Source organism: Simplicispira sedimenti, assembly GCF_022760965.1.
Classification (GTDB): domain Bacteria; phylum Pseudomonadota; class Gammaproteobacteria; order Burkholderiales; family Burkholderiaceae_C; genus Simplicispira; species Simplicispira sedimenti.
Map to the genome: position 1 here is coordinate 170,612 of NZ_JAKVIJ010000005.1, position 23,080 is coordinate 193,691.

The following is a 23,080-nucleotide window of genomic DNA, read 5'->3' on the forward strand; positions in this document are numbered from 1 at the left end:
CATAAGCGCCAGCAGCCATTTTTATTGATAATTTCACCATGACCGCCCAACTGATCGACGGCAACGCCCTCTCCCGCCAACTGCGCTCCGACGTGGCCGAGCGCGCCCTCGCCCTCAAGGCCAAAGGCGTGACCCCCGGCCTGGCCGTGGTGCTGGTGGGGGACAACCCGGCCAGCCAGGTCTATGTGCGCAACAAGGTCAAGGCCTGCCATGACGCCGGGCTGCATTCGGTGCTGGAGCAGTACCCCGCCGACCTGAGCGAAGCCGAGCTGCTGGCGCGCGTGGAGGCCCTGAACAACGACCCGGCCATCCACGGCATCCTGGTGCAGTTGCCGCTGCCCGCGCACATCGACGCGCAAAAGGTCATCGAGGCCATCTCGCCCGCCAAGGACGTGGACGGCTTCCACATCGCCAGCGCCGGCGCGCTGATGACCGGCATGCCCGGCTTCTGGCCCTGCACGCCCTACGGCTGCATGAAGATGCTCGAATCCATTGGCTACGAGCTCAAGGGCAAGCACGCCGTGGTCATCGGCCGCAGCAACATCGTAGGCAAGCCCATGGCGCTGATGCTGCTGGCCCAGGACGCCACGGTCACTGTCTGCCATTCGCGCACCAAGGACCTCAAGGCGCAAACGCTGCAGGCCGACGTGATCGTCGCCGCCGTGGGCAAGCGCAACGTGCTGACGGCCGACATGGTCAAGCCCGGCGCCGTGGTGCTGGACGTGGGCATGAACCGCAACGACGAAGGCAAGCTCTGCGGCGACGTGGACTTCGACGGCGTGAAAGCGGTGGCCAGCCACATCACCCCCGTACCCGGCGGCGTCGGCCCCATGACCATCACCATGCTGCTGGTCAATACCCTGGAAGCCGCCGAACGCGCGGCGGCCTGATCGCCACGATTCACAAATTCCATGGCCCTGCGCCTTGAAGCGGACGCAGTCGGCCGTACCATCAGGGCCATGAGCAATCCTCTTCTCGACTTTTCTGGCCTGCCCCTGTTCGACCGCATCCGGCCCGAGCATGTGGCACCTGCCATCGACACCCTGCTGGCCAAGGCCAATGCCGCGCTGGAAACGGTGACGGCCAGCGACTTCCCCGCGCGCTGGGACGCCATTGCCAAGGTATTGGACGTGGCCACCGAGGAGCTGGGCCGCGCCTGGGGCGCCGTCAGCCACCTCAACAGCGTGATGGACACGCCCGAGCTGCGCGCCGCCTACAACGAGGCCCTGCCGCGCATCACCGAGTTCTGGACCCGCCTGGGTGCCGACGAGCGCCTGTATGCCAAGTACAAGGCCATCGATCCGAACAGCGTGAACGCCGAACAGGCCCAGGCGCTCAAAAACGCCATCCGCAACTTCGTGCTCTCGGGCGCCGAGCTGACCGGCGCCGCCAAGCAGCGCTACGCCCAGATCCAGGAGCGCATGGCCGAGCTGCAGCAAAAGTTCAGCGAAAACACGCTGGACGCGACCGACGCCTATGCCTACTACGCCACCGAACCCGAGCTGGATGGCATCCCCGACGACGTGCGCCATGCCGCCCATGCAGCCGCCCAGGCCGAAGGCAAGGACGGCTTCAAGCTCACGCTCAAGATGCCCTGCTATCTGCCGGTGATGCAGTTCGCCCAAAGCAGCGCACTGCGCGAGCGCCTGTACCGCGCCTACACCACGCGCGCCTCCGACCAGGCCGAGGGCGATGCCACGCGCTTTGACAATGGCGCACTGATCCAGGAAATCCTGGCACTGCGCCAGGAAGAAGCGCAGCTGCTGGGCTACGTGAACTTTGGCGAAGTGTCCGTGGTGCCCAAGATGGCCGATTCGCCCACCCAGGTGGTCGGCTTTTTGCGCGACCTGGCCCGCCGCGCCCGCCCCCATGCCGAGAAGGACGTGGCCGACCTGCGCGCCTTTGCTGCAGAGCACCTGGGCCTCTCCAACCCGCAGGCCTGGGACTGGCCCTACATCTCCGAAAAGCTCAAGGAAGCGCGCTACGCCTTCAGCGAACAGGAGGTCAAGCAGTACTTCACGGCGCCGCGCGTGCTCGCCGGGCTGTTCCACATCATCGAGACCCTGTTCGACGTGACGATCCGCCGCGACCAGGCGCCCGTGTGGCACCCGGCCGTGGCGTTCTACCGCATCGAACGCGGCGGCCAGCTGGTGGGCCAGTTTTACCTGGACCAGCCCGCCCGCCCCGGCAAACGCGGCGGTGCCTGGATGGACGACGTGCGCACACGCTGGCTGCGCCCCGACAACGGCCAATTGCAAACCCCGGTGGCCCACCTGGTGTGCAATTTTGCCGACGGCGTGGATGGCAAGCCTGCGCTGCTCACGCACGACGACGTCATCACCCTGTTCCACGAGTTTGGCCACGGCCTGCACCACCTGCTCACGCAGGTCAGCGAGCGCGATGTCTCGGGCATCGGCGGCGTGGAGTGGGACGCGGTCGAGCTGCCCAGCCAGTTCATGGAGAACTTCTGCTGGGAATGGAGCGCACTGCAGCGCATGACGGCGCATGTGGACACGGGCGCACCGCTGCCCCGTGCGCTGTTCGACAAGATGCTGGCGGCCAAGAACTTCCAAAGCGGCATGCAGACGCTGCGCCAGATCGAATTTGCGCTGTTCGACATGCTGCTGCACACCGAGCACGACCCGGCACAGGACTTCCTGCCCCTGCTCGACCTGGTGCGCTCGGAGGTTGCCGTGCTGCAGCCGCCCGCCTTCAGCCGCACGGCGCACACCTTCAGCCACATCTTTGCCGGGGGGTACGCTGCCGGGTACTACAGCTACAAATGGGCCGAGGTGCTCTCTGCCGACGCCTATGCCGCGTTCGAGGAAACCGCCCAACCCGACGGCAGCCACCACCCCGACACGGGCCGCCGCTACCGCGAAGCCATCCTCGAAGCTGGAGGCAGCCGCCCGGCCATGGAATCCTTCAAGGCCTTCCGTGGTCGCGAACCGAGCTTGGATGCGCTGCTGCGCCACCAGGGCATGGCATGATAAAAAGTGAGCTGGCTGCGCTTGTCATCATTGGTTTTCAGGCACTTTTATGCCTTGAACACCCGTGAATCAAGCGCAAGCAGCTATCCATATTGAAGCAAACCCACCGGAGGCCCCATGTCCGTTGCCCGCCTTGCCGCCCTCGCCGCCTGCGCCACCGGCGCATTGCTAGCCACCGCCACACAGGCCCAGCAGGTACACCGCATCGTGGGCCCTGACGGCAAGGTCACCTTTTCGGACCGTGCGCCCGAAGACAAGAAGGCCCAGAGCACCGTGCTCTCCACCGCGTCCGGCGGCGGCGCCAGCAACCCAGCCCTGCCCACGGAACTGCGCCAGATAGCCAGCCGCTTTCCGGTGACGCTGTACACCGGTGAGAGCTGCAGCCCCTGCCAGCAAGCCCGCCAACTGCTGGTGCAGCGCGGCGTGCCCTTCACGGAGCGCAGCGTCAACACCAACGACGACCTGGACGCTCTGCGCCGCCTCAGCGGGGAATCCGCCCTGCCCTTTGGCACCATCGGGCGCCAGCAGCTCAAGGGCTTCTCCGACGCCGAATGGACGCAGTACCTCGACGCCGCCGGCTACCCCGCACAGTCGCGTCTGCCCCGCGGTTACACGCAGCCCGCCGCCACGCCCCTGGCACCCACCAAGGCCCCGGCAGCATCGGCGCCCGATGCGCCGCAGGAAGCTGCGTCGGCACCCACCGGTCGCCTGCGGCGCCAGGCACCGCCACCTCCGCCCCCAGGTGGGCCGACGCCCTCCAATCCGGCGGGCATCCGCTTCTGACGACGCCGTTCAAAAGTTCAGGGTCTTGACGCCCTGGGCCGTGCCCAAAAGGCAGACCTGCGCCTTCTGGTGCGCAAAAATACCGACCGTCACCACACCGGGCCACTGGTTGATCTGCGACTCCAGCGCCAGCGGGTCGGTGATCTGCAAACCCGTCACATCCAGAATGTGCTGACCGTTGTCCGTCACCAGGGGCTGGCCGTCCTTCAGGCGCAGCGTGGCCTGGCCGCCCAGCGCCGCAAAGCGCCGCGCCACATGGGCCGTGGCCATGGGGATCACCTCCACGGGCAGCGGAAAGCGGCCCAGCGTATCCACCAGCTTGGACTCGTCGGCAATGCAGACAAACTGGCGTGCCAGCGCGGCCACGATCTTCTCGCGCGTGAGCGCCGCACCACCGCCCTTGACCATATGGCCCTGGCCGTCGATCTCGTCGGCGCCGTCGATGTACACGCCCAGTTGCTCCACCTCGTTGGCATCCAGCACAGCAATGCCGATGGCGCGCAGGCGCTCGGTGCTGGCCACCGAACTGGACACCGCGCCGCGCACCTGGTCCTTGACCGTGGCGAGCGCATCGATGAACTTGTTGACCGTAGAGCCCGTGCCCACACCCACGATGTCGCCGGGCACGATGTAGCGCAGCGCAGCCTGGCCCACCAGGGCCTTGAGTTCGTCTTGGGTGAGGGGGGTAGATGTCGTCATGGGAGAAAATGAGGGGCTGAACCTTGAATTATCCCCATGTCGCTGATCCCCTACGCCCTTACTCGCCCATTCCTGTTCGGCCTGGACCCCGAAGCCGCCCACGACCTGACCATGGACATGCTCGCGCGTGGCCAGGGCACGCCGCTGCAATGGGCCTGGTGCAATGAAACGGTACACGACCCCATCGAGCTGGCAGGCCTGCGCTTTCCCAACCGCGTGGGCCTGGCCGCCGGGCTGGACAAGAACGCGCGCTGCATCGACGCGCTGGGTGCCATGGGCTTTGGCTTTGTCGAGGTCGGCACCGTCACGCCCAAAGGGCAACCCGGCAACCCCAAGCCGCGCATGTTCCGCCTGCCCGAGGCACGCGCACTCATCAACCGCCTGGGCTTCAACAACGACGGGCTGGACGCCTTTCTGCACAACGTGCAGCAGGCCCAGTTCCGCCGCCAGCAAAAGCACCCCATGCTGCTGGGCCTGAACATCGGCAAGAACGCCGCCACACCCATCGAGGACGCCACGCGCGATTACCTCACCTGCCTGGACGGCGTGTACCCGCATGCCGACTACGTCACCGTCAACATCAGCTCCCCCAACACCAAGAACCTGCGCGCGCTGCAAAGCGACGCAGCGCTCGACGGCCTGCTGGAAGCGATTGCCGAGCGCCGCGAGCAACTGGCACAGCAGCACGCCCGCGCCGACGGCACGCAGCGGCGCGTGCCCCTGTTCGTGAAAATCGCTCCCGACCTGGACGAAGACCAGGTCGCCGTGATCGCCGCCACCCTGATGCGCCACGGCATGGACGGCGTGGTGGCCACCAACACCACCATCGGCCGCAGCGCCGTGCAGGGCATGCGCCACGCCGAGGAAACCGGCGGCCTGAGCGGCGCCCCGGTGCTGGAGCCGAGCAACAAGGTGATCCGCCTGCTGCGCGCCACGCTGGGCAACGGCTTCCCCATCATCGGCGTGGGCGGCATCCTGAGCGCAGAAGACGCACTGAGCAAAATCCGCGCGGGCGCGGACGTGGTGCAGATCTACACCGGTCTGATCTACGAAGGCCCAGCGCTTGTGCAGCGTGTGGCGCGGGCGCTCAAGGCGGCGCGCTGAATCAGCGCCCGCTGCGCAACTGCATCAACAGCGGCAGAACCACACCCGCCCAGCGCACCAGGCGGCGCGGGCCGGCCACGGCGGCGCCGGCGGCCACCAAGGCCAGGGCCAGGGGGTGGTCCTTGGCAAAGGCCAGCGCGCGCTGGGCCAGGGGTTCGGCGGCATTCATCGCGGCTTGCTGGCGGGCCAGTTCGCGTTCTTGCTGCCGCTCATGGCGGCGCGCGCGCAGGCGCTGGCGCTGGGCAGCCATGCGTTCGCGCAGTTGGCCCTTGCGCTCGGCAATGCTTTGGGGCGTGAGTGGGAGGCTGGGCTCGGTCACAACTGCTCCTTGATCTCGCGCCAGTCGCGCACCAATTCCTCACGCGTCAGCGCAAAGGCATTGCTGGCGGCGTTGGCCACACGCACCAGGGCCGCCAGCGCCACCCCCCAGGCCAGCAGCCAGCCCACGGCCAGCAGCCAGGCCACCAGGGTGCGGTGCGGGCTGTCCCAGAACTGCACCAGTAGCGCCACGGACAACAGCGTCAGCGCCACCACCATGAGTCCACCCACGGCCAGCGTGAGCAGCAGCAACTGGCGCAGGCGGGCCTTTTGCTCATGCCATTCCAGCCGGGCCAGTTCGGCGCGGTCCTCGATGGCGACGGCACCTTCCAGCGCGGCGGCACGCCAGCGCAGGACGAAGGCCTCCAGACCCAGCAGCGAGATCCAGTTCATGCGTTCAGCGGCGTGCCAGGAGGAAACCCACCAGCGCGCCCACCGCCAGCGCGGCACCGGCCACGCGCCAGGGTTCGTCGTGCGCATAGCGGTCGGCGGCACGGGCGGCGTCCTTGGCCTGGTTGGCGGCTTCCTGGGCGGCGCGGATGGCGGCATCGCGCACGTTGTGCATGCCCTCGTCCAGGCGGTCACGCAGTGCCTTGATCTCGGGCACGCTGTCCAGGTTCTTGTTGGCCATGAGCGTGCGCATTTCGGAAACAAGCTTTTCCAGTTCGGTCTGGGTGCTGTGCAGGGAATCGGTGGTCTGAGTCGTCATACATGCCTTTCGGTGGAACGTTGGAAACTATGCATGCCACACAACACAGGGCTGTGCGCCAGAGTGGCTCATCTTAACGATCCCCACAGCACCCAGCGTAAAAAACTGTGGCCCACGCAAGGACATCAGGCCACAATTTGCGCCACGTGCTCACCCAGGGTCAGTGCGCTGGTGAGCCCCGGCGACTCGATGCCAAACAGGTTGACCAGGCCCGGCACGCCATGCGCGGCAGGCCCCTGGACCACGAAGTCGGTGATGGCGGCCCCTTGCGCATCGAACACCTTGGGCCGTATGCCCGCGTAACCAGGCTCCAGCGCCCCGTCGCGCAGACCGGGCCAGTACTTGCGCACCTCGGCGTAGAAGACCTGGCCGCGTGCCGGGTCCACGGCCAGGTCGTCGGGGGTCTCCACCCACTGCACGTCGGGCCCAAAGCGTGCCTGGCCGCCCAGATCCAGCGTCAGGTGCACGCCCAGACCAGCGGCCTCGGGCACGGGGTAGATCAGACGCGAGAACGGCGCACGGCCTGCCAGCGTGAAATAGTTGCCCTTGGCGTAGCGCGGCTGCGGCACATGCACAGCGTCCAGCCCCTGGGTGCGCAGCGCCAGTGCGGGCGCCGCCAGCCCGGCGGCGTTGACCACCGTGGTGGCCTGCAGGTGTGCACCATCATTCGCTATTATATTGATAGCACCTTGCGCACATTCCATATACGCTACCGTCGAATTGACGGCCAAGATTCCGCCGGCTTGCTCTACATCGGCCAGCAGGCTCAGCATCAGCGCATGGCTGTCCACAATGCCGGTATCGGGCGAGTGCAATGCAGCCACGCATTCGAGGGCGGGCTCCAGGGCACGCGCTGCGTCGCGCTCCAGCCATTGCAGTGCCACGCCATTGCCCAGGGCATGCGCCTGTACGGCGCGCAGGGATTCGCGCTGCGCATCGGCGGTGGCCACCACCAGCTTGCCGCAGCGCTGGTGGGGAATGGCGCGCTCGGCGCAATAGGCGTACAGCAGCTCGCGCCCCTGCACGCACAGCCGCGCCTTGAGCGAACCCTGCGGGTAGTACAGCCCGGCGTGGATGACCTCGCTGTTGCGCGCGCTGGTGCCTGTGCCAAAGGTGGGGGCGGCCTCCAGCACCAGCACCTCGCGACCGCGCAAGGCCAGTGCACGGGCCACGGCCAGGCCCACCACGCCGGCGCCCACCACCACGCAATCGACTTGCTCTGCCATGGTGGGTCAGCCCTCAAAGCCTTCCAGCACGTTCACCGCGTTGGTGCCCAGCTCGGCCGCGGCATAGCCGCCCTCCAGCACGAACACGGTGGGCAGGCCCAGCCGCGCCAGGCGCTGCCCCAGGCGCAGAAAATCCGCCGAGGCCAGGGCAAAGCGCGAGATCGGGTCGCCCTCGAAGGTATCGAGCCCGAGCGAGACCACCAGCGCTTCTGCGCCATAGGCGGAAATGCGCGCACAGGCCTGCTCCAGCGCGCCGAACCATGCCTGCACGCTGCTGCCTGCCGCCAGCGGCAGGTTGAGGTTGCAGCCCGCCCCGGCACCCACACCCGTTTCATCGGCATGGCCCAGGTAGAACGGGTATTCGGTGCGCGAGTCGCCGTGGATGCTGACGAACAGCACGTCGGCGCGGTCGTAGAAGATGCTTTGGGTGCCGTTGCCGTGGTGGTAGTCCACGTCCAGCACGGCCACGCGCGCCGCGCCCTGGTCGCACAGCCACTGCGCGGCCACGGCGGCGTTGTTGAGCAGGCAGTAGCCGCCCATGAAGTCCGGCCCCGCATGGTGGCCCGGCGGGCGCGTGCAGCAGAAGGCCGCGCGTGCACCGGCCGCCACGCGCGCCGCCGCGCTGGCAGCGGCATCGGCACCGGCCTTGGCGGCCTGCCAACTGCCTGCGGCCAGCGGCGTGCCGTTGTCCATGGAATACAGGCCCAGCTTGGCGACGAAGTTGTCCGGCTCGATGTCGCTGCGCAGCGTGCGCACGGGCCAGACCGAGGGAAAGGGTTGCACCTGGGCATTGGCCGGGTCCAGCGCCAACCATTGCGCCCACGCCGTTTGCAGAAACTGCAGGTAGCGCGGCGCATGGATGCGCGCGAGTACGGCGCTGCAGTCCTGGTCGGGCGCCAGCAGCGCGTGGCCGCGCTCGGTCAGGCGAGCCTCCACGTAGTCGGCGCGCGCGGGCTTCTCGAAGCAGGGCACGCGCTCGCCCCGGAAGAACTCATGCGCCGGGGCGTGCAGGTGGTGCAGCGGGTTGTGGAAGGTGATCATGCGCCGAGTGTAAAAGCCGGCGCCAACCACTTACGCGATTTCAGCCCAAGGCTGGGGCCGAGCGCCGTCTGCAAACAGCGGGTGCGCCTGCGCCTCCTCCAGCGTGAGCACCGGGGTCACGCAGGCATCCGCCTGCGCGAAGCGCTCGCTCCACACGGCCAGCGGCTGCGAGGCCACAAGCTGCGCCACCTCGGCGCGCAGGGCTGCGCAGTCGGGCGAGCCCGGCAACTGGCCGCGCTGCCAGTGGCGCTGCACCCAGTCGGGGCGCTCAAAGACTTCGCACGCCACCTTCCAGAACTTGAACTCCAGCGCCCCCACGGCCAGGTGGCGGCCATCCTGCGTGGCGTAGATGTTGTAGCAAGGCAGCACGCCGTTGAGCAGGTCCTCGCCCGCGCCGGGGCGGCGCCCCAGCAGCGGTGCCAGCATGGCGCCCGTGGCCTGGGGCATGACCAGTTGGGCGTGCAGGCCATGGACCATGCTCACGTCCAGGTGCCGACCCTGCCCCGTCTTCTGTGCCTCGAACACCGCGGCCAGCACGGCGATGCAGGCCATGGCGCTGCCGCCCGCCAGATCACCCCACTGCACGTTGGACAGGGCCAGTTCGCCCGTGGGCGCGCGCATCTGGTCCAGCACGCCCGACAGCGCCATGAAGTTGAGGTCGTGCCCCGCCTTCTGCGCCCAGGGGCCGTGCTGGCCGTAGCCGGTGATGGACACCATCACCAGGCGCGGGTTCAGCGCGTGCAACGTGGCCGCATCCAGCCCCAGGCCCTGCAGCACACCGGGGCGGAAGCTGTCGAGCAGCACATCGGCCTCCTGCACCCAGGCGCGCAGGCGGTCCAGGTCGGCGCTGCTGCGGAAGTCGATGGTGCGGCATTCCTTGCCGTGGTTGAGCGCCTCGAACAGCGCTGCCAGCGGTCGCGCCGGGTCGCCCTCGGGCGGCTCCACCTTGACGATGGTGGCGCCCAGGTCGGCCAGCAGGCGCGTGGCGAAGGGACCGGGCAGGTTGCGCGTGAGGTCGAGCACGCGCAAGCCGGACAGCAACGGTGGCAATGCGGTATCGCCCATCAGAGTCCCAATTGCTTGGAAATGATCTCGTTCATGATCTCGTGCGTGCCGCCGCCAATGGAGAGGATGCGGTTGTCGCGGTACAGGCGCTCGACCAGCGACTCGCGCATGTAGCCCATGCCGCCAAAGATCTGCACCGCCTCATCCGTGACCATGGTGGACACCGAGGTGGCGAAGTTCTTGGCCATGGAGACCTCGGCAATCGCCGACTCGCCCGCCTGCATGCGCGCGGCGCAGCGGTAGGTGTATTCGCGCGCCACGTTCACCTGCGTGGCCATCTCGGCCAGCTTGTGGCGGATGACCTGGTGCTTGGACAGCGGCTTGCCGAAGGTGGTGCGCTCCTTCACGTAGGCCAGGCATTGCTCCAGCGCGAGCTGCGCCGTCATGGTCGCCATGATGGCCAGGCTCAGGCGCTCGGCCTGGAAGTTGGCCATGATGGTGAAGAAGCCCGAGTTCTCCGGCCCCAGCAGGTTTTCCGCCGGCACGCGACAGTCCTGGAAGAACAGCTCGGCCGTATCGGACGCCCACCAGCCCATCTTCTTGAGCGTGCGCCCCACGGTGAAGCCCGGCGTGCCCTTCTCGATCAGCAGCAGCGACACGCCTCCAAAACCCGCCTCGCCCGTGCGCACGGCCACGGTGTAGTAGTCGGCGCGCGCGCCCGAGGTGATGAAGGTCTTGGAGCCGTTGACCACATAGTGGTCGCCATCGCGCACCGCGCGGGTCTTGAGGTTGGCCACGTCCGAGCCGCCACTGGGCTCGGTGATGGCCAGGGCGATGATCTTCTCGCCCGCGAGCACCTGCGGTACCACGCGTGCCTTGAGCGCATCCGAACCCGTGCGCCAGACCGGCGGCAGGCCGATGTCCAGCGAGCCCAGGCTGGCGACGAAGCCACCCGAGCCGCTGCGCATCAGTTCCTCGCTGGCGGCCACCTTCAGGAACACGTCCTGCTCGCCCGAGCCGCCGAACTCGGTGGGGTGGCCTATGCCCAGCAGGCCCAGGCTGCCGGCGTGCTGGTACACCTCGCGCGGGAAACCGCCCGCCTCTTCCCATGCGTCGATGTGCGGCTTGACGGCCTCGTTGACGAAGCGGCGCATGGTGTCGCGCACCATGCCATGCGTTTCGTTGAAGTAATCCACATACACGCTGGCGAGGGCGGGATCACGCATCCTGGAACCTCCGGTTTTCCTGCGCCATCTGGACCAGAATGGCCGCGGGCTCGAAGCGTGCGCCATGCTGCCGCGCCAGTTCACGCGAGCGCGCTACGAAGCGCTGGACGCCCATGGCGTTGATGAACTGCAGCGCGCCACCCTGGTGCGGCGCGAAGCCCCAGCCGAAGATGGAGCCGATGTTGGCGTCGGCCACCGAGCGCACCACGTTTTCCTCGAAGCAGCGCGCGGCCTCGTTGGCCTGGATGAACATCAGCCGGTCCACCAGCTCCTGCTGCGTGGGCTGGTCGGCGCGCGGTGGGTAGAGCGTGGTCAGCTCCGGCCACAGGCTCTTTTCCTTGCCCTGGTAGTCGTAAAAGCCCTTGCCGGCCTTCTTGCCGACGCGGCCCATCTCGGCGCACAGCTTGCGCAGCACGGCCTCTCCGGGGTGCGTGGGGTAGGTCTTGCCTTCGGCCTCCAGGTCGCGGCGTGTCTGGTCGCTCACGTGCAGCGACAGGCTCAGCGACACCTCGTCCTGCAGGGCCAGCGGCGGCATGGGCATGCCGGCCTTGACACCCGCCACCTCGATCGAGCGCGGGTGCACGCCCTCGGCCAGCATGGCGATGCCCTCCATCACGTAGGTGGCGAACACGCGAGAGGTGTAGAAGCCCCGGCTGTCGTTGACCACGATGGGCGTCTTGCCGATCTGCAGCACGTAGTCGAAACCGCGTGCCAGCGTGGCGTCCGACGTCTTCTCGCCCACGATGATCTCGACCAGCGGCATCTTGTCCACGGGCGAGAAGAAATGCAGGCCGATGAAGTGCGCTGGGCGGCGGCTCACCTGGGCCAGGCCCGTGATGGGCAGCGTGGAGGTGTTGGAGGCAAACACCGCGTCCTCGCCGATCACGGCCTCGGCCAGTTGGGTGCAGTTGGCCTTGATGGCACGGTCCTCGAACACGGCCTCGACCACCAGGTCGCAGCCCTGCAGGTCTTCGTAGCGCGTGGTCGGCTGGATGCGCGCCAGCAGCGCATCGCGTTTCTCCTGCGTGGTTTTGCCGCGTGACAAGGCCTTGTCCAGCAGGCCTTGCGAGTAGGCCTTGCCCTTGTCGGCGTTCTCATGCGTGGTGTCGAGCAGCACCACGTCGATACCAGCCTTGGCCGACACATAGGCAATGCCCGCACCCATCATGCCGGCGCCCAGGATGCCGACCTTTTTCACCTTGCCCTGCGGCTGGCTGGCGGGGCGCGACTGGCCCTTCTTGATGGCATTGAGCTGGTACCACAGGGTGCCGATCATGTTCTTGCTGACCTGTGAGACGATGCAGGCCGCGAAGTAGCGCGACTCGACCTGCAGCGCGTTGTCGATGTCGAGCAGGCAGCCTTCGAACAGGCAGCTCATGATGTGCGTGATGGCCGGGTAGTTGCCATGGGCCTTGGCGTTGGCCATGGAGGGCGCGATGGCCAGCATCTGCACCACGGACGGACTCTTGCTGTCGCCGCCGGGGATGCGGAAGCCTTTGGCGTCCCAGGGCTGCACGGGCTTGGGGTTGGCCAGGCACCAGTCACGCGCCTTTTGCAGCAGCTCCTCACGCGTAGCGGCCAGTTCGTTGACGATGCCCAGGCCCTTGGCCTTGGCGGGGCTCAGCTCCGTACCCTGGGTGATGAGTTCAAAGCTCTTCTGGATGCCGATGAGGCGCGGCAGGCGCTGCGTTCCGCCGGCGCCGGGCAGCAGGCCCAGCTTGACCTCGGGCAGGCCGATCTTGGCCTTGGGGTCGTCGATGGCAAAGCGGGCGTGGCAGGCCAGCGCCAGTTCCAGGCCGCCGCCCAGCGTGGTGCCGTTGAGGGCAGCCACCACGGGCTTGCCGCATTTTTCCATGCGGCGCAACAGGGCCTTGAGCTCCTCGCCCAACTGGAAGGCCTGCTCCACCGTGGTGATCTGGCTCAGCTGGTCGATGTCGGCGCCCGCGATGAAGCTGGACTTGCCCGAGGTGAGCACCAGACCTTTGAGGCCCTCTTCCTGCTCCAGGCGCTCCAGCAGCGTGGCAAAGCGGCCCAGCAGCTCGGGCGTGAGCACGTTCATGGCGCGGCCGGGCTGGTCGAAAGTGACCAGACCGACGCCGCTGGCGTCCACTTCGAAAGTGACGGAATCTTGCTGTGTCATGGGTTCGCCTCGTTCAAACGCGTTCGATGATGGTGGCGATGCCCATGCCGGCACCGACGCACAGGGTGGCCAGCGCCGTGGATTGGCCGGTACGCTCCAGCTCGTCCAGCGCCGTGCCCAGGATGATGGCGCCCGTGGCGCCCAGCGGGTGGCCCATGGCGATGGCCCCGCCGTTGACGTTCACGCGGTCCAGCTGCACACCCAGGTCGCGCGCCGTCTTCATGGGCACGGTGGCAAAGGCTTCGTTCACTTCCCACAGATCGATGTCCGACACCGCCATGCCCGCCTTGGCCAGGGCCTTGCGCACGGCGGGCGTGGGGCCAGTCAGCATGATGGTGGGTTCGGAGCCGATGACGGCGCACATGCGCACCTTGGCGCGGGGCTTGAGGCCCGCCTTCTCGCCCGCCGCCTTGCTGCCCAGCAGCATCAGCGCCGCGCCATCGACGATGCCCGAGGAGTTGCCCGCGTGGTGGTGGTGTTGGATCTTTTCGATGGTGGTGTACTTGTCCAGCGCGGTGGAATCAAAGCCCATGCTGCCCATCATCTCGAACGAGGGGTTGAGCTTGGCCAGCGACTCGACCGAGGTGCCGGGACGCACGGTCTCGTCACGGTCCAGCATCACCATGCCATTGATGTCCGTGACCGGAACAATGGAGCGCGCAAAGCGCCCTTCGGCCTGGGCCTGCGCGGCGCGGCGGTGCGACTCGGCGGCAAAGGCATCAAGATCTGCGCGGCCAAAGCCTTCCAGCGTGGCGATCAGATCCGCGCTGATGCCCTGCGGAATGAAGGCCGTGCCGCTGTTGACGCGCGGGTCCATGACCCAGGCGCCGCCGTCGCTGCCCATGGCCCAGCGGCTCATGGACTCCACGCCGCCCGCGACCACCATGTCTTCCATGCCGGACATGATCTTGGCCGTGGCCAGGTTGATCGACTCCAGGCCCGAGGCACAGAAGCGCGACTGCGTCACGCCCGCCACGGTTTGCGCCCAGCCGGCATCCAGCACGGCGGTGCGGGCAATGTCGGCGCCCTGCTCGCCCACGGGCGTGACGCAGCCCAGCACCAGGTCATCGACCAGCGCCGTGTCGAGCCGGTTGCGCGCCTGCAGCGCCTGCAGCAGCGTGCGCAGCAGCCACACGGGTGTGGCCTGGTGCAGGCGGCCGTCCTTCTTGCCCTTGCCGCGCGGGGTGCGCACGGCGTCGTAGATATAGGCTTCGGTCATGGAAGCTCCTTGGTGAATGAATGGATGAAAAGGATTGGCGTCACAGGAAGCGCGAGGCCAGCTCCTTCATGATTTCGTTGGTTCCGCCGTAGATGCGCTGCACGCGGGCGTCGGCATACAGGCGGGCGATGACGTATTCCTTCATGTAGCCGTAGCCGCCGAAGAGCTGCAGGCATTCGTCGATCAGCTTGCACTGGTTGTCGGAGATCCAGTACTTGATGAGCGCCGCACGCTCCACGCCCAGTTCGCCCTTGAGGTGCGCCACCATGGCCGCATCGACCAGCGCGCGCGAGGCCATCAGCAGCGCCTGGCATTCGGCCAGCTTGAAGCGCGTGTTCTGGAACGCAAAGATGGGCTTGCCAAAGGCCTGGCGCTCCTTGGTGTAGGCCAGGGTTTCCTGCATGGCCAGCTCCATGGCGGCAATACCGGCCAGGGCCACGATCAGGCGCTCCTGCGGCAACTCCTGCATCAGTTGGATGAAACCCATGCCCTCCTGCCCGCCCAGCAGGTTGGTGGCGGGCACCACCACGTCGTCGAAGAACAGCTCCGAGGTGTCCTGCGCATCCATGCCCAGCTTGTCGAGGTTGCGCCCCCGGCGGAAGCCCCGCACCTCATCGGTCTCGACGACCATCAGCGACATGCCCTGCGCGCCCTGGTCCTTGTTGGTCTTGCAGACCACGATGACGAGGTTGGCCAGTTGGCCGTTGGTGATGAAGGTCTTGCTGCCGTTGATGCGGTAGCTCTCACCTTCCTTGATGGCCGTGGTGCGCACGCCCTGCAGATCGGAGCCCGTGCCGGGCTCGGTCATGGCGATGGCGCCAATCAGCTCGCCCGTGGCCAGGCGCGGCAGCCAGCGCTTTTTCTGCTCTTCGGTGCCATGGTGCAGGATGTAAGGCGCCACGATGCCCGAGTGCAGCGAACCGCCAAAGCCCGAAATGCCCGCCGTACCCTGCGCCAGGATCAGCGCGGCCTCGTGGCCGAAGTCGCCACCTGCGCCACCGTATTCCTCGGGCATGGAAGCACACAAGAAGCCATTGGCCCCGGCCTCTTCCCAGGCACTGCGGTCCATCATGCCGGCCTGGCGCCAGGCTTCATCCTTGGGAGCCCATTGCTCCTTGAAAAAACGGCTGGCCGTGTCGAACAGCATCTGGTGTTCGTCGGTCATCCAGGCGGCGGCGAAGTTGTGAATGGCCACAGAAAAGCTCCTTGCAAATAATCGGTTCCAAAACGCTTGCCTGCAGGCAGATCAGGGATCTACGGTAATCAGCATTACCCATCTGATTACCAAGGGAAAACCATGATCTTTGGCCTGATTCGGCAGGTGTGCGATCCGTTTTTGTGAGTCAATGAACGGGTAACGCAACAGTTCGCATGGTGACCAATACGGAACCATTGCGCAAGGTGACGCAACTGCGTTTCACTGCCAACATCACCATTTGGTAATATTAATTACCATGTCGGAAAGCCATCCTCCCGAAGCCAGCCCAGGCACCGCAGAGTTCTCCCCCAAGGCACCCCTGACTGCCATGCGCAGCGACACGCTCGCCCGCGTGGAAAAAGCGGTGCTGGACCTGTTTTCCAGCCGCGACTTCCACGAAGTGAGCCTGCACGACGTGGCCCGCAGCGCCAACGTATCGCTGCAGACCATCTACAAATACTTCGGGAGCAAGGAAGCGCTGGTGTACAGCATGCTCGACATCATGCTGGGACGCCTGGCCGAGCGCATGATCGACCACCTGCAGGGCATCGACGACGCGCGCGAGCGCCTGCGCAAAACCTGCTGGGTCACGCTGGACTACATGGACAAACACCCGGCCGTCATGTTGCTGATGTTCACCGCCGTGCCCGTGTCGCGGCACAAGAACATCGGCATTTACGAGAGCCCGGAACTGATGAGCGCCTTTCTGGGTGTATTCAAGGACGGCCAGGCACGCGGCGTGCTGAACGACCGGGTGTCCAGCAAGGTGTTGCTGGACGTGTTCATGGGCATCGTCGGCCGCGTGGTGCTGATGCACATCGTGCGTGGCGAAAAACGCCCATTGACCGCACAGTTCGATGAGCTGTTTCACATCCTGTGGCGGGCGATGTCAGCCGACTGAATCCTCCTTGGCCACTCCTGCCGGCCCCCACAGTGAACGCCGGGGCGTTTGCCAACACCCGCTAAAAGTAGAATCTCGCCCTCATGCCCGCTCCAGACGCCAGCCCTCAGTATTCCCCCAGTACCAGTTCTGCGGCCCCTGACGAGCCATTGCGCGCGCGGCTGGGGCGCCTGTCGGTGTATTTCGGTCTGCACCACCGATGGGCCTGGACGGCTGCCGTGCTTGCCACATTGGCCGTGGGCATTACCGAACCCCTCATTCCCGCGCTCCTCAAACCTTTGCTGGACCAAGGCTTTACCCAGGGCACGCTGCAGCTCTGGATGGTTCCAGCGGCCATCATGGGCATTTTTCTGGTGCGCGGGCTGTCCCAGTTTGTCGGGCAATACGCCCTGGCCCGCATTGCCAACGAAGGCATGCTGGCACTGCGTCGGCAGCTTTTTGACCGTTTGCTGGCGGCCGAACTGGGACTGTTCACGCGCCAGTCCGCCAGCAGCCTGTCCAACACCGTGGTCTATGAAGTGCAGACCGGTGCGTCCCTCATCGTCCAGGCGCTGCTGAGCATTTCGCGCGATGGCTTCACCCTGGTCGCGTTGCTGGTGTATCTGCTGTACCTGAACTGGCAGCTCACGCTCATCGTCGCGGTGGTCGTGCCCGGCGTGGCGTGGATCATGAAGACCCTCTCGCGGCGCCTGTACCACCTGACCAAGAGCGGCCAACAGGCCACCGACGAACTGGCCTATGTGGTCGAGGAAAACGTGCTCGCCCACCGCATGGTGCGCCTGCATGGGGCGCAGCCCGCACAGGCCAAGCGATTCGATGCGCTCAGCCGCAGGCTGCGTGGTTTGGCGATCAAATCCACCATCGCCTCCTCGGCCATGACGCCGCTGACCCAACTGCTGGCCGCTGCAGCCCTGTCCACCGTGATTTGCGTGGCCTTGTGGCAAAGCCGCGGTGTTGGCGCTGCCGCCCAGGACGTGACCGTGGGCGGCTTTGTGGCCTTCATCACGGCCATGCTGATGCTCATTGCCCCTATCCGCCGCCTGGCAGACGTTGCCAGCCCCCTGACACGCGGCGTGGCAGCGCTGGAGCGCGGCCTGAACCTGCTGGGCCACGCCCCTGCCGAGACTGGCGGCAGCCACGCCCCCGGCCACGCGCGCGGTGCCATCACGCTGCGCGGGGTGCGCGTGGCCTTTGCAGCCGACCAGGCGCCCGCGCTGAGTGGTGTCGATCTGCAGGTGCAGCCCGGTGAGGTGGTGGCCCTGGTCGGCCCCTCTGGCGCAGGCAAGACCACGCTGGTGAACCTGCTGCCACGTTTTGTGCAGCACAGCGCAGGCGAGGTGCTACTGGACGACCACCGCGTGCAGGACTGGGACCTGACGGCGCTGCGCGCGCAGTTCGCCCTGGTGAGCCAGGACGTGGTGATGTTCAACGACAGCATTGCCGCCAACGTGGCGCTGGGTCAGGATGTGGATCTGCAACGCGTGCACGAATGCCTGGCAGCCGCCAACCTCTCGGCCTATGTGGAAGGTCTGCCCCAAGGGGTGAACACCTTGGTCGGTCACAACGCCACACAGCTCTCGGGCGGCCAGCGCCAGCGCCTGGCCATCGCGCGTGCACTGTACAAGAATGCCCCGATTCTGATCCTGGACGAAGCCACTTCGGCTCTGGACACCGAATCCGAACGCCTGGTACAGGACGCCCTGCAACGGCTCATGCAGGGCCGCACCACGCTGGTGATTGCGCACCGGCTGTCCACCATCGAACATGCCGACCGCGTGGTGGTGATGGAGCGCGGCCGGATTGTGGAACAAGGCACGCACGCAGAGCTGCTGGCCCAGGGCGGCCTGTATGCCCGCCTGCAGGCGCGCCCGCAGGACGAATGAGCCGCAGCCGCTGAAAAGCGATCTACCAGCGCCCCCGGTTGGGCTGACGCTGGCGGATGGCTGCGGCGATGAGGTCGGCCATGTCCTTGCGGTTGGCGCGCAGGGCAAAGTCGGCCGCGCTGAGCCCCAACTTGTTCTTGAGCGCCGGGTCGGCCCCCTCCTTGAGCAGCAGCTCTGCCGATTCACGCGTGCCGTAGTGCACCGCCATCATCAGCGGCGTGGTTCCGTTGGGGGATTCCGCATCGATGTAGGCATGGTGCTCCAGCAACAGGGCGATGACCTCGGGTTGCTGCGGTGTGGTGCCCGTGGCCGCGTAGTGCAGCGGCGTCCAGCCGGCTTTGTTCACGTCGGCCTCGCGTTCGATCAGACTGCGCACGGCCTGCACCAGGCCGCGCAGGGCAGCGATCATCAAGGGGCTCTCGTCCTGCGTGTTGCGGGCATCCACCTGCAGGCCACGGGCCTGCAACAGGGCATCGAACACCTTGAACGAACCGTTCTGCAGGGCGAGCGTCAGACCGACCTGCCCCTTGGGATCGCGCGTGTTGGGATCGAAGCCACGTTGCAGCAGCGCATTGATGGTGCCAGGGTCATCGCGCACCACGGCAACAAAGAAGTCTTCGTAGGAACCGGCCCGCACCGGCAGGCAGGCCGCACAGGCCAGGGCCAGCAGGCTGCGGCGCGCCAAGGTCAACGCGCTCATGGCTGCACCACGCCCTTGAACAGGCACTCGAAGTTGCGGCCCGTGGCCTCGGCCACGGTCTCCACGGCCATGCCGCGCACGGCGGCAATCTGGCGTGCCACTTCGGGCACGTAGGCGGGGCTGTTGGTCTTGCCTCGGTAGGGCACGGGCGCCAGGTAGGGGCTGTCGGTTTCGATGAGCATGCGATCCATGGGAACAAAGGCGGCCACATCGCGCAGGTCTTGCGCGTTGCGGAAGGTGATGATGCCCGAGAACGAAATGTAGTAGCCCAGGTCGAGTGCTGCGCGCGCCACGGAGGCGGTTTCGGTGAAGCAATGGAACACGCCGCCCGCGCTGGCAGCGCTACCATCCTCGCCCTCTTCGCGCAGGATGCGCAGCGTGTCGTCCGAGGCACTGCGCGTATGGATCACCAGGGGCTTGCCACAGGCGCGCGCGGCACGGATGTGGGTGCGAAAACGCTCGCGCTGCCACTCCAGGTCGGCCACGCTGCGCCCTCCCTTGCGGTCTTCCATGCCGTAGTAGTCCAGCCCGGTTTCGCCGATGGCGACCACGCGCGGCAGGGCCGCGCGGTCCAGCAGGTCTTGCACCGTGGGTTCGGTCACCCCCTCGTTGTCGGGGTGCACGCCCACCGAGCACCAGAAGTTGTCATACCCCGTGGCCAGCGCATGCACCTCGGCAAATTCTTCCATCGTGGTGCAGATGCACAGGGCCCGATCGACCTGCGCCGCCTGCATGGCGGCGCGGATGGCAGGCAACTGCTCGGCCAGTTGCGGAAAGGTGAGGTGGCAATGCGAATCGGTGAACATGACTGGCTCACAAAGCCGACCCGCGCGGACACGGATCGGCAGACAATCAATGCAACGCTCAAATGGTCTGCGTCGGGCGGTCCGAACCCAGCGCTGCGCCGAGGATCTGCTCGATCTTCACCTTGAGCTGGCGCGATTTTTCGTCCTTGGGAAACTGGATGCCCACGCCCTGCGTGCGGTTGCCCCCGGCACGCGCGGGCGTGACCCAGGCCACACGGCCCGCCACCGGGTAGCGCTGTGGGTCGTCCGGCAGCGTCAGCAGCACATACACGTCATCGCCCAAGCGGTATTCGCGCGTGGTGGGCACAAAGATGCCGCCCTCTTCAAAGAACGGAATGTAGGCTGCATGCAAGGCGCCCTTTTCCTTGATGGCCAGCTGCATGACGCTGGGACGGGGCGCTGTGGAGGGGGTGCTCATGGTCTAGCGGACGGTGACGTTGAGGGCGAGTGTAGGGTGTTTCGTGCCTGGGCGACAAGCGCCTCCAGCATCAGGCCTGTGTTGTAGGGATGCTCGGCTGTGCGCGCAGCCTGCAACAGCGCGCGCGACCACCGGGTCAGCGCTGCCAGCGGCGGCGCGGGCGGCAGGTCGGCGGCGGCAAAGTAGCGCGGCGCAGCACCCACTTGCACAGCCATGAGGTCATGGCAAAGCTTTTGCAGCGCGGTGATGGCCTGCGCCGGGCTGGCCTGCGCCAGCACGGTGGGCACACCGCGCAGCAAGCCCTTGGGAAAGTCGGCCCAGGCCTGCGGCTCCAGGCTGCTGTGGGCCAGTTGCAGTGCATCGTAGGGGCGCCCGCCTGCAGCGCGCAACCAGGCCTGCGCGGCAGGGCCGGACACGCCCTGCGCGGCCAGCCAGGCTTGCATCTGCGCATCATCGGGCCAGGCCATGGCATGGCCCAGGCAGCGGCTGCGAATGGTGGGAAGCAACTGGTGCGCCGCCTCGCTGGCCAGCACAAAACGCACGTCACCGGGCGGCTCCTCCAACGTCTTGAGCAAGGCGTTGGCGGTCACGTGGTTCATCTGTTCGGCCGGGTACACCAGCACAGCCTTGCCCCGGCCGCGTGCACTGGTGCGCTGGGCAAACTCCACGGCGTCGCGCATGGCCTCCACGCGGATCTCGGCGCTGGGCTTGCGCTTCTTGTCGTCGATCTCGGCCTGCGCCTTTTCGGGCAAGGGCCAGCCTTGGGCCAGCATCTCGGTTTCGGGCATGAGCACGCACAGGTCGGCGTGGGTGTGCACGTCGATGGCGTGGCAGCTGGCGCACTGGCCGCAGGCGCTGCCATCCGTTGCCGGGGATTCGCACAGCCACGCGCGCACCAGCTCCAGAGCCAAGGGCAACTGCCCCAGGCCCGAGGGCCCGTGCAGCAGCCAGGCATGGCCACGCTGGGCCAGCAAGTGCGCGCGCTGGGCGGCAATCCAGGGCGGTGGTGCAGCGGTGCTGCCCGAACCCTGGCTCACGCCCCGCCCTCCTGCCCCGGCATGGCGGCCTGTGCCAGCCAACCACGCTGCGCCAGCACCTGCAGCAATTGGGCCCACACCGCATCGCGGGGCTGTGCCGCATCCAGGCGGGCAAAGCGCTGCGGTGCCGTCTGGGCGCGCCGGGCATAGCCCTGGGCCACACGCGTGAAAAAGGCCTCGTCCTGCGACTCGAACCGGTCGGGCGTGCGGGCCGTGACCAAGCGCTGCGCCGCCGTGGCCGGGGGCAGATCAAACCAGAAGGTCAGGTCAGGTTCACGCATCAAATCGGGCTGCAGGGCAAGCCCCGTCTGCGCCATGCGCTCCAATATCGATAGCAAATCCCAATCGAAGCCTCGCCCACCGCCCTGGTAGGCAAAGGTGGCATCGGTGTAGCGGTCGCACAGCACCACCTCGCCCCGGGCCAGCGCAGGCTCGATGACCTGGCGCAGGTGGTCGCGCCGGCCGGCAAACACCAGCAGCGCCTCGGTGAGCGCATCCATGGGTTCGCCCAGCAGCAGCGTGCGCAGCTTTTCGGCCAGCGGGGTGCCGCCCGGTTCACGTGTGACGGTGACGCTGCGCCCGGCGCTGCGCAAGGCGGCCGCCAGTGCCTCGATGTGCGAGGACTTGCCCGCGCCATCTATGCCCTCGAAGGTGATGAACAAACCTGGGGTCATTTCTTTTGCAGTTGGTAGCGCTGGACGGCGCGGTTGTGTTCTTCGAGCGTGGCGCTGAAATGGCTGCTGCCATCGCCACGCGCCACGAAGTACAAGGCCCGCGTCGCCTGGGGCTGCACCGCTGCCATGAGCGAGGCCTTGCCCGGCATGGCGATGGGCGTGGGTGGCAGGCCCGTACGGGTGTAGGTGTTCCAGGGCGTGTCGGTCTGCAGGTCACGCTTGCGCAGGTTGCCGTCGAACTTCTCGCCCAGGCCGTAGATCACGGTCGGGTCGGTCTGCAGCAGCATGCCGGTGCGCAGGCGGTTGGCAAACACCCCGGCGATCTGCGGCCGGTCGGCCGCCTGGCCGGTTTCCTTTTCGACAATGCTGGCCAGGACCAGTGCCTCATCGGCGCTCTTGAGCGGCGTGTCGGCACTGCGCTGCGCCCAGGCGGCTTCCAGGTGGCGATCCATGGCGTGCAATGCGCGGCGCAGCACGGCCAGATCGCTGGAACCCTTGGCATAGGCGTAGGTATCGGGGAAGAAGCGCCCCTCGGCGGGCACGCCGGGGCGGCCGAGCTGCTGCATGATCTCAGCGTCCGACAGACTGGCGGTGTCGTGGCGCAGCTCCTCGCGGGCCAGCGCGGCGCGCATCTGGCGGAAGGTCCAGCCCTCCACCAAGGTCAGACTGCGCAGCGACTCCTCGCCGCGCACCAGCTTGTCGAGCAGTGCGATGGGCGTGGTGCCGGGCGGAATCTCGTAGTTGCCCGCGCGGATCTCGCGCACCTTGCCCGACAGGCGGAACCAGGCAAACAGCAGACGCGCATCGACACGCACCCCTGCGCGCTCGATGTCACGCGCAATGGTGCGCGGCGGCGTGCCGGGCTCGATGGCCAGCTCCAGCGGCTCGCTGCCCATGGGCAGCGGCGCATGCAGCCAAGCCCATGCCGCAGCCCCCAGCGCGGTGGCCACTATCAATGCCAGAACGAGAAGTCGGCGCACAACCCTGATGCCAGTAGAGTGAA

Annotated in this window: 23 protein-coding genes; 6 read left to right on the forward strand and 17 right to left on the reverse strand. The window is 67.0% G+C overall.

Annotation, left to right across the window (positions count from 1 at the left end):
• Window positions 1–38: 38 nt before the first annotated feature.
• The 3 genes from folD (at window position 39) to MJ602_RS07660 (ending at window position 3,773) form a co-directional block, all read left to right on the forward strand.
• The gene (folD, locus tag MJ602_RS07650) at window positions 39–890 is read left to right on the forward strand and encodes a bifunctional methylenetetrahydrofolate dehydrogenase/methenyltetrahydrofolate cyclohydrolase FolD (protein ID WP_243020226.1); all 852 of its coding nucleotides are present in this window, start codon (window positions 39–41) and stop codon (window positions 888–890) included.
• Between the two features lie 69 nt (window positions 891–959).
• Window positions 960–2,990, forward strand: a complete 2,031-nt coding sequence (locus tag MJ602_RS07655) for a M3 family metallopeptidase (protein ID WP_243020227.1) — start codon at window positions 960–962, stop codon at window positions 2,988–2,990.
• A 117-nt stretch (window positions 2,991–3,107) separates the two neighbouring features.
• Complete coding sequence (locus MJ602_RS07660; protein ID WP_243020228.1) at window positions 3,108–3,773, forward strand: glutaredoxin family protein; 666 nt, start codon at window positions 3,108–3,110, stop codon at window positions 3,771–3,773.
• Window positions 3,774–3,782: 9 nt separating this feature from the next.
• Here the strand turns inward: MJ602_RS07660 and rpiA are convergent, their stop codons facing one another.
• A complete protein-coding gene (gene rpiA / locus MJ602_RS07665; protein ID WP_243020229.1) occupies window positions 3,783–4,472 on the reverse strand; it encodes a ribose-5-phosphate isomerase RpiA in 690 nt (229 codons plus the stop codon).
• A 36-nt stretch (window positions 4,473–4,508) separates the two neighbouring features.
• Between rpiA and MJ602_RS07670 the strand changes: the two genes are divergently transcribed.
• Window positions 4,509–5,576 (forward strand): quinone-dependent dihydroorotate dehydrogenase, encoded by a 1,068-nt coding sequence (locus MJ602_RS07670; protein WP_243020230.1) that lies wholly within the window; start codon window positions 4,509–4,511, stop codon window positions 5,574–5,576.
• 1 nt (window position 5,577) lies between these two features.
• Here the strand turns inward: MJ602_RS07670 and MJ602_RS07675 are convergent, their stop codons facing one another.
• The 10 genes from MJ602_RS07675 to MJ602_RS07720 form a co-directional block, all read right to left on the reverse strand.
• On the reverse strand, window positions 5,578–5,895 hold the full coding sequence (locus tag MJ602_RS07675; protein WP_243020231.1) for a hypothetical protein: 318 nt from the start codon (window positions 5,893–5,895) through the stop codon (window positions 5,578–5,580).
• Entirely contained in the window at window positions 5,892–6,287 is a 396-nt protein-coding gene (locus tag MJ602_RS07680; RefSeq protein ID WP_243020232.1) for a phage holin family protein, read from the reverse strand. Before MJ602_RS07680 ends, MJ602_RS07675 begins: the two co-directional genes overlap by 4 nt.
• A gap of 4 nt (window positions 6,288–6,291) precedes the next feature.
• Window positions 6,292–6,603, reverse strand: a complete 312-nt coding sequence (locus tag MJ602_RS07685; protein ID WP_162016430.1) for a DUF883 domain-containing protein — start codon at window positions 6,601–6,603, stop codon at window positions 6,292–6,294.
• Between the two features lie 125 nt (window positions 6,604–6,728).
• On the reverse strand, window positions 6,729–7,829 hold the full coding sequence (locus MJ602_RS07690; RefSeq protein ID WP_243020233.1) for an NAD(P)/FAD-dependent oxidoreductase: 1,101 nt from the start codon (window positions 7,827–7,829) through the stop codon (window positions 6,729–6,731).
• 6 nt (window positions 7,830–7,835) lie between these two features.
• Window positions 7,836–8,870, reverse strand: a complete 1,035-nt coding sequence (locus MJ602_RS07695; protein ID WP_243020234.1) for a histone deacetylase family protein — start codon at window positions 8,868–8,870, stop codon at window positions 7,836–7,838.
• A 30-nt stretch (window positions 8,871–8,900) separates the two neighbouring features.
• The gene (locus tag MJ602_RS07700) at window positions 8,901–9,935 is read right to left on the reverse strand and encodes a CaiB/BaiF CoA transferase family protein (RefSeq protein WP_243020235.1); all 1,035 of its coding nucleotides are present in this window, start codon (window positions 9,933–9,935) and stop codon (window positions 8,901–8,903) included.
• Complete coding sequence (locus MJ602_RS07705; protein WP_279235926.1) at window positions 9,935–11,101, reverse strand: acyl-CoA dehydrogenase family protein; 1,167 nt, start codon at window positions 11,099–11,101, stop codon at window positions 9,935–9,937. Before MJ602_RS07705 ends, MJ602_RS07700 begins: the two co-directional genes overlap by 1 nt.
• Window positions 11,094–13,241, reverse strand: coding sequence for a 3-hydroxyacyl-CoA dehydrogenase NAD-binding domain-containing protein (locus tag MJ602_RS07710; protein ID WP_243020236.1), 2,148 nt, complete (start codon window positions 13,239–13,241; stop codon window positions 11,094–11,096). Before MJ602_RS07710 ends, MJ602_RS07705 begins: the two co-directional genes overlap by 8 nt.
• Before the next feature lie 13 nt (window positions 13,242–13,254).
• A complete protein-coding gene (locus MJ602_RS07715) occupies window positions 13,255–14,460 on the reverse strand; it encodes an acetyl-CoA C-acetyltransferase (protein WP_243020237.1) in 1,206 nt (401 codons plus the stop codon).
• 40 nt (window positions 14,461–14,500) lie between these two features.
• Window positions 14,501–15,655, reverse strand: a complete 1,155-nt coding sequence (locus MJ602_RS07720; RefSeq protein WP_243020238.1) for an acyl-CoA dehydrogenase family protein — start codon at window positions 15,653–15,655, stop codon at window positions 14,501–14,503.
• Between the two features lie 259 nt (window positions 15,656–15,914).
• Here MJ602_RS07720 and MJ602_RS07725 point away from each other — a divergent pair, with 259 nt between their 5' ends.
• On the forward strand, window positions 15,915–16,559 hold the full coding sequence (locus tag MJ602_RS07725; RefSeq protein ID WP_243020239.1) for a TetR/AcrR family transcriptional regulator: 645 nt from the start codon (window positions 15,915–15,917) through the stop codon (window positions 16,557–16,559).
• 83 nt (window positions 16,560–16,642) lie between these two features.
• A complete protein-coding gene (gene msbA, locus MJ602_RS07730; protein WP_243020240.1) occupies window positions 16,643–18,442 on the forward strand; it encodes a lipid A export permease/ATP-binding protein MsbA in 1,800 nt (599 codons plus the stop codon).
• A gap of 22 nt (window positions 18,443–18,464) precedes the next feature.
• Here the strand turns inward: msbA and MJ602_RS07735 are convergent, their stop codons facing one another.
• Genes MJ602_RS07735 through mltG form a run of 6 tightly spaced genes read right to left on the reverse strand, consistent with a single transcriptional unit; the run spans window position 18,465 to window position 23,057 of the window.
• Window positions 18,465–19,142 (reverse strand): ankyrin repeat domain-containing protein, encoded by a 678-nt coding sequence (locus tag MJ602_RS07735; RefSeq protein WP_243020241.1) that lies wholly within the window; start codon window positions 19,140–19,142, stop codon window positions 18,465–18,467.
• Window positions 19,139–19,948, reverse strand: a complete 810-nt coding sequence (locus MJ602_RS07740) for a TatD family hydrolase (RefSeq protein WP_243020242.1) — start codon at window positions 19,946–19,948, stop codon at window positions 19,139–19,141. The genes MJ602_RS07735 and MJ602_RS07740 overlap by 4 nt, the downstream gene beginning before the upstream one ends.
• A gap of 58 nt (window positions 19,949–20,006) precedes the next feature.
• Window positions 20,007–20,366: a PilZ domain-containing protein gene (locus tag MJ602_RS07745; RefSeq protein WP_162016442.1), complete on the reverse strand. Its 360-nt coding sequence runs from the start codon at window positions 20,364–20,366 to the stop codon at window positions 20,007–20,009.
• A complete protein-coding gene (locus tag MJ602_RS07750) occupies window positions 20,363–21,403 on the reverse strand; it encodes a DNA polymerase III subunit delta' (RefSeq protein WP_243020243.1) in 1,041 nt (346 codons plus the stop codon). Before MJ602_RS07750 ends, MJ602_RS07745 begins: the two co-directional genes overlap by 4 nt.
• Complete coding sequence (tmk, locus tag MJ602_RS07755; RefSeq protein WP_243020244.1) at window positions 21,400–22,077, reverse strand: dTMP kinase; 678 nt, start codon at window positions 22,075–22,077, stop codon at window positions 21,400–21,402. Before tmk ends, MJ602_RS07750 begins: the two co-directional genes overlap by 4 nt.
• On the reverse strand, window positions 22,074–23,057 hold the full coding sequence (mltG, locus tag MJ602_RS07760; protein ID WP_197905001.1) for an endolytic transglycosylase MltG: 984 nt from the start codon (window positions 23,055–23,057) through the stop codon (window positions 22,074–22,076). The genes tmk and mltG overlap by 4 nt, the downstream gene beginning before the upstream one ends.
• Window positions 23,058–23,080: the final 23 nt, after the last annotated feature.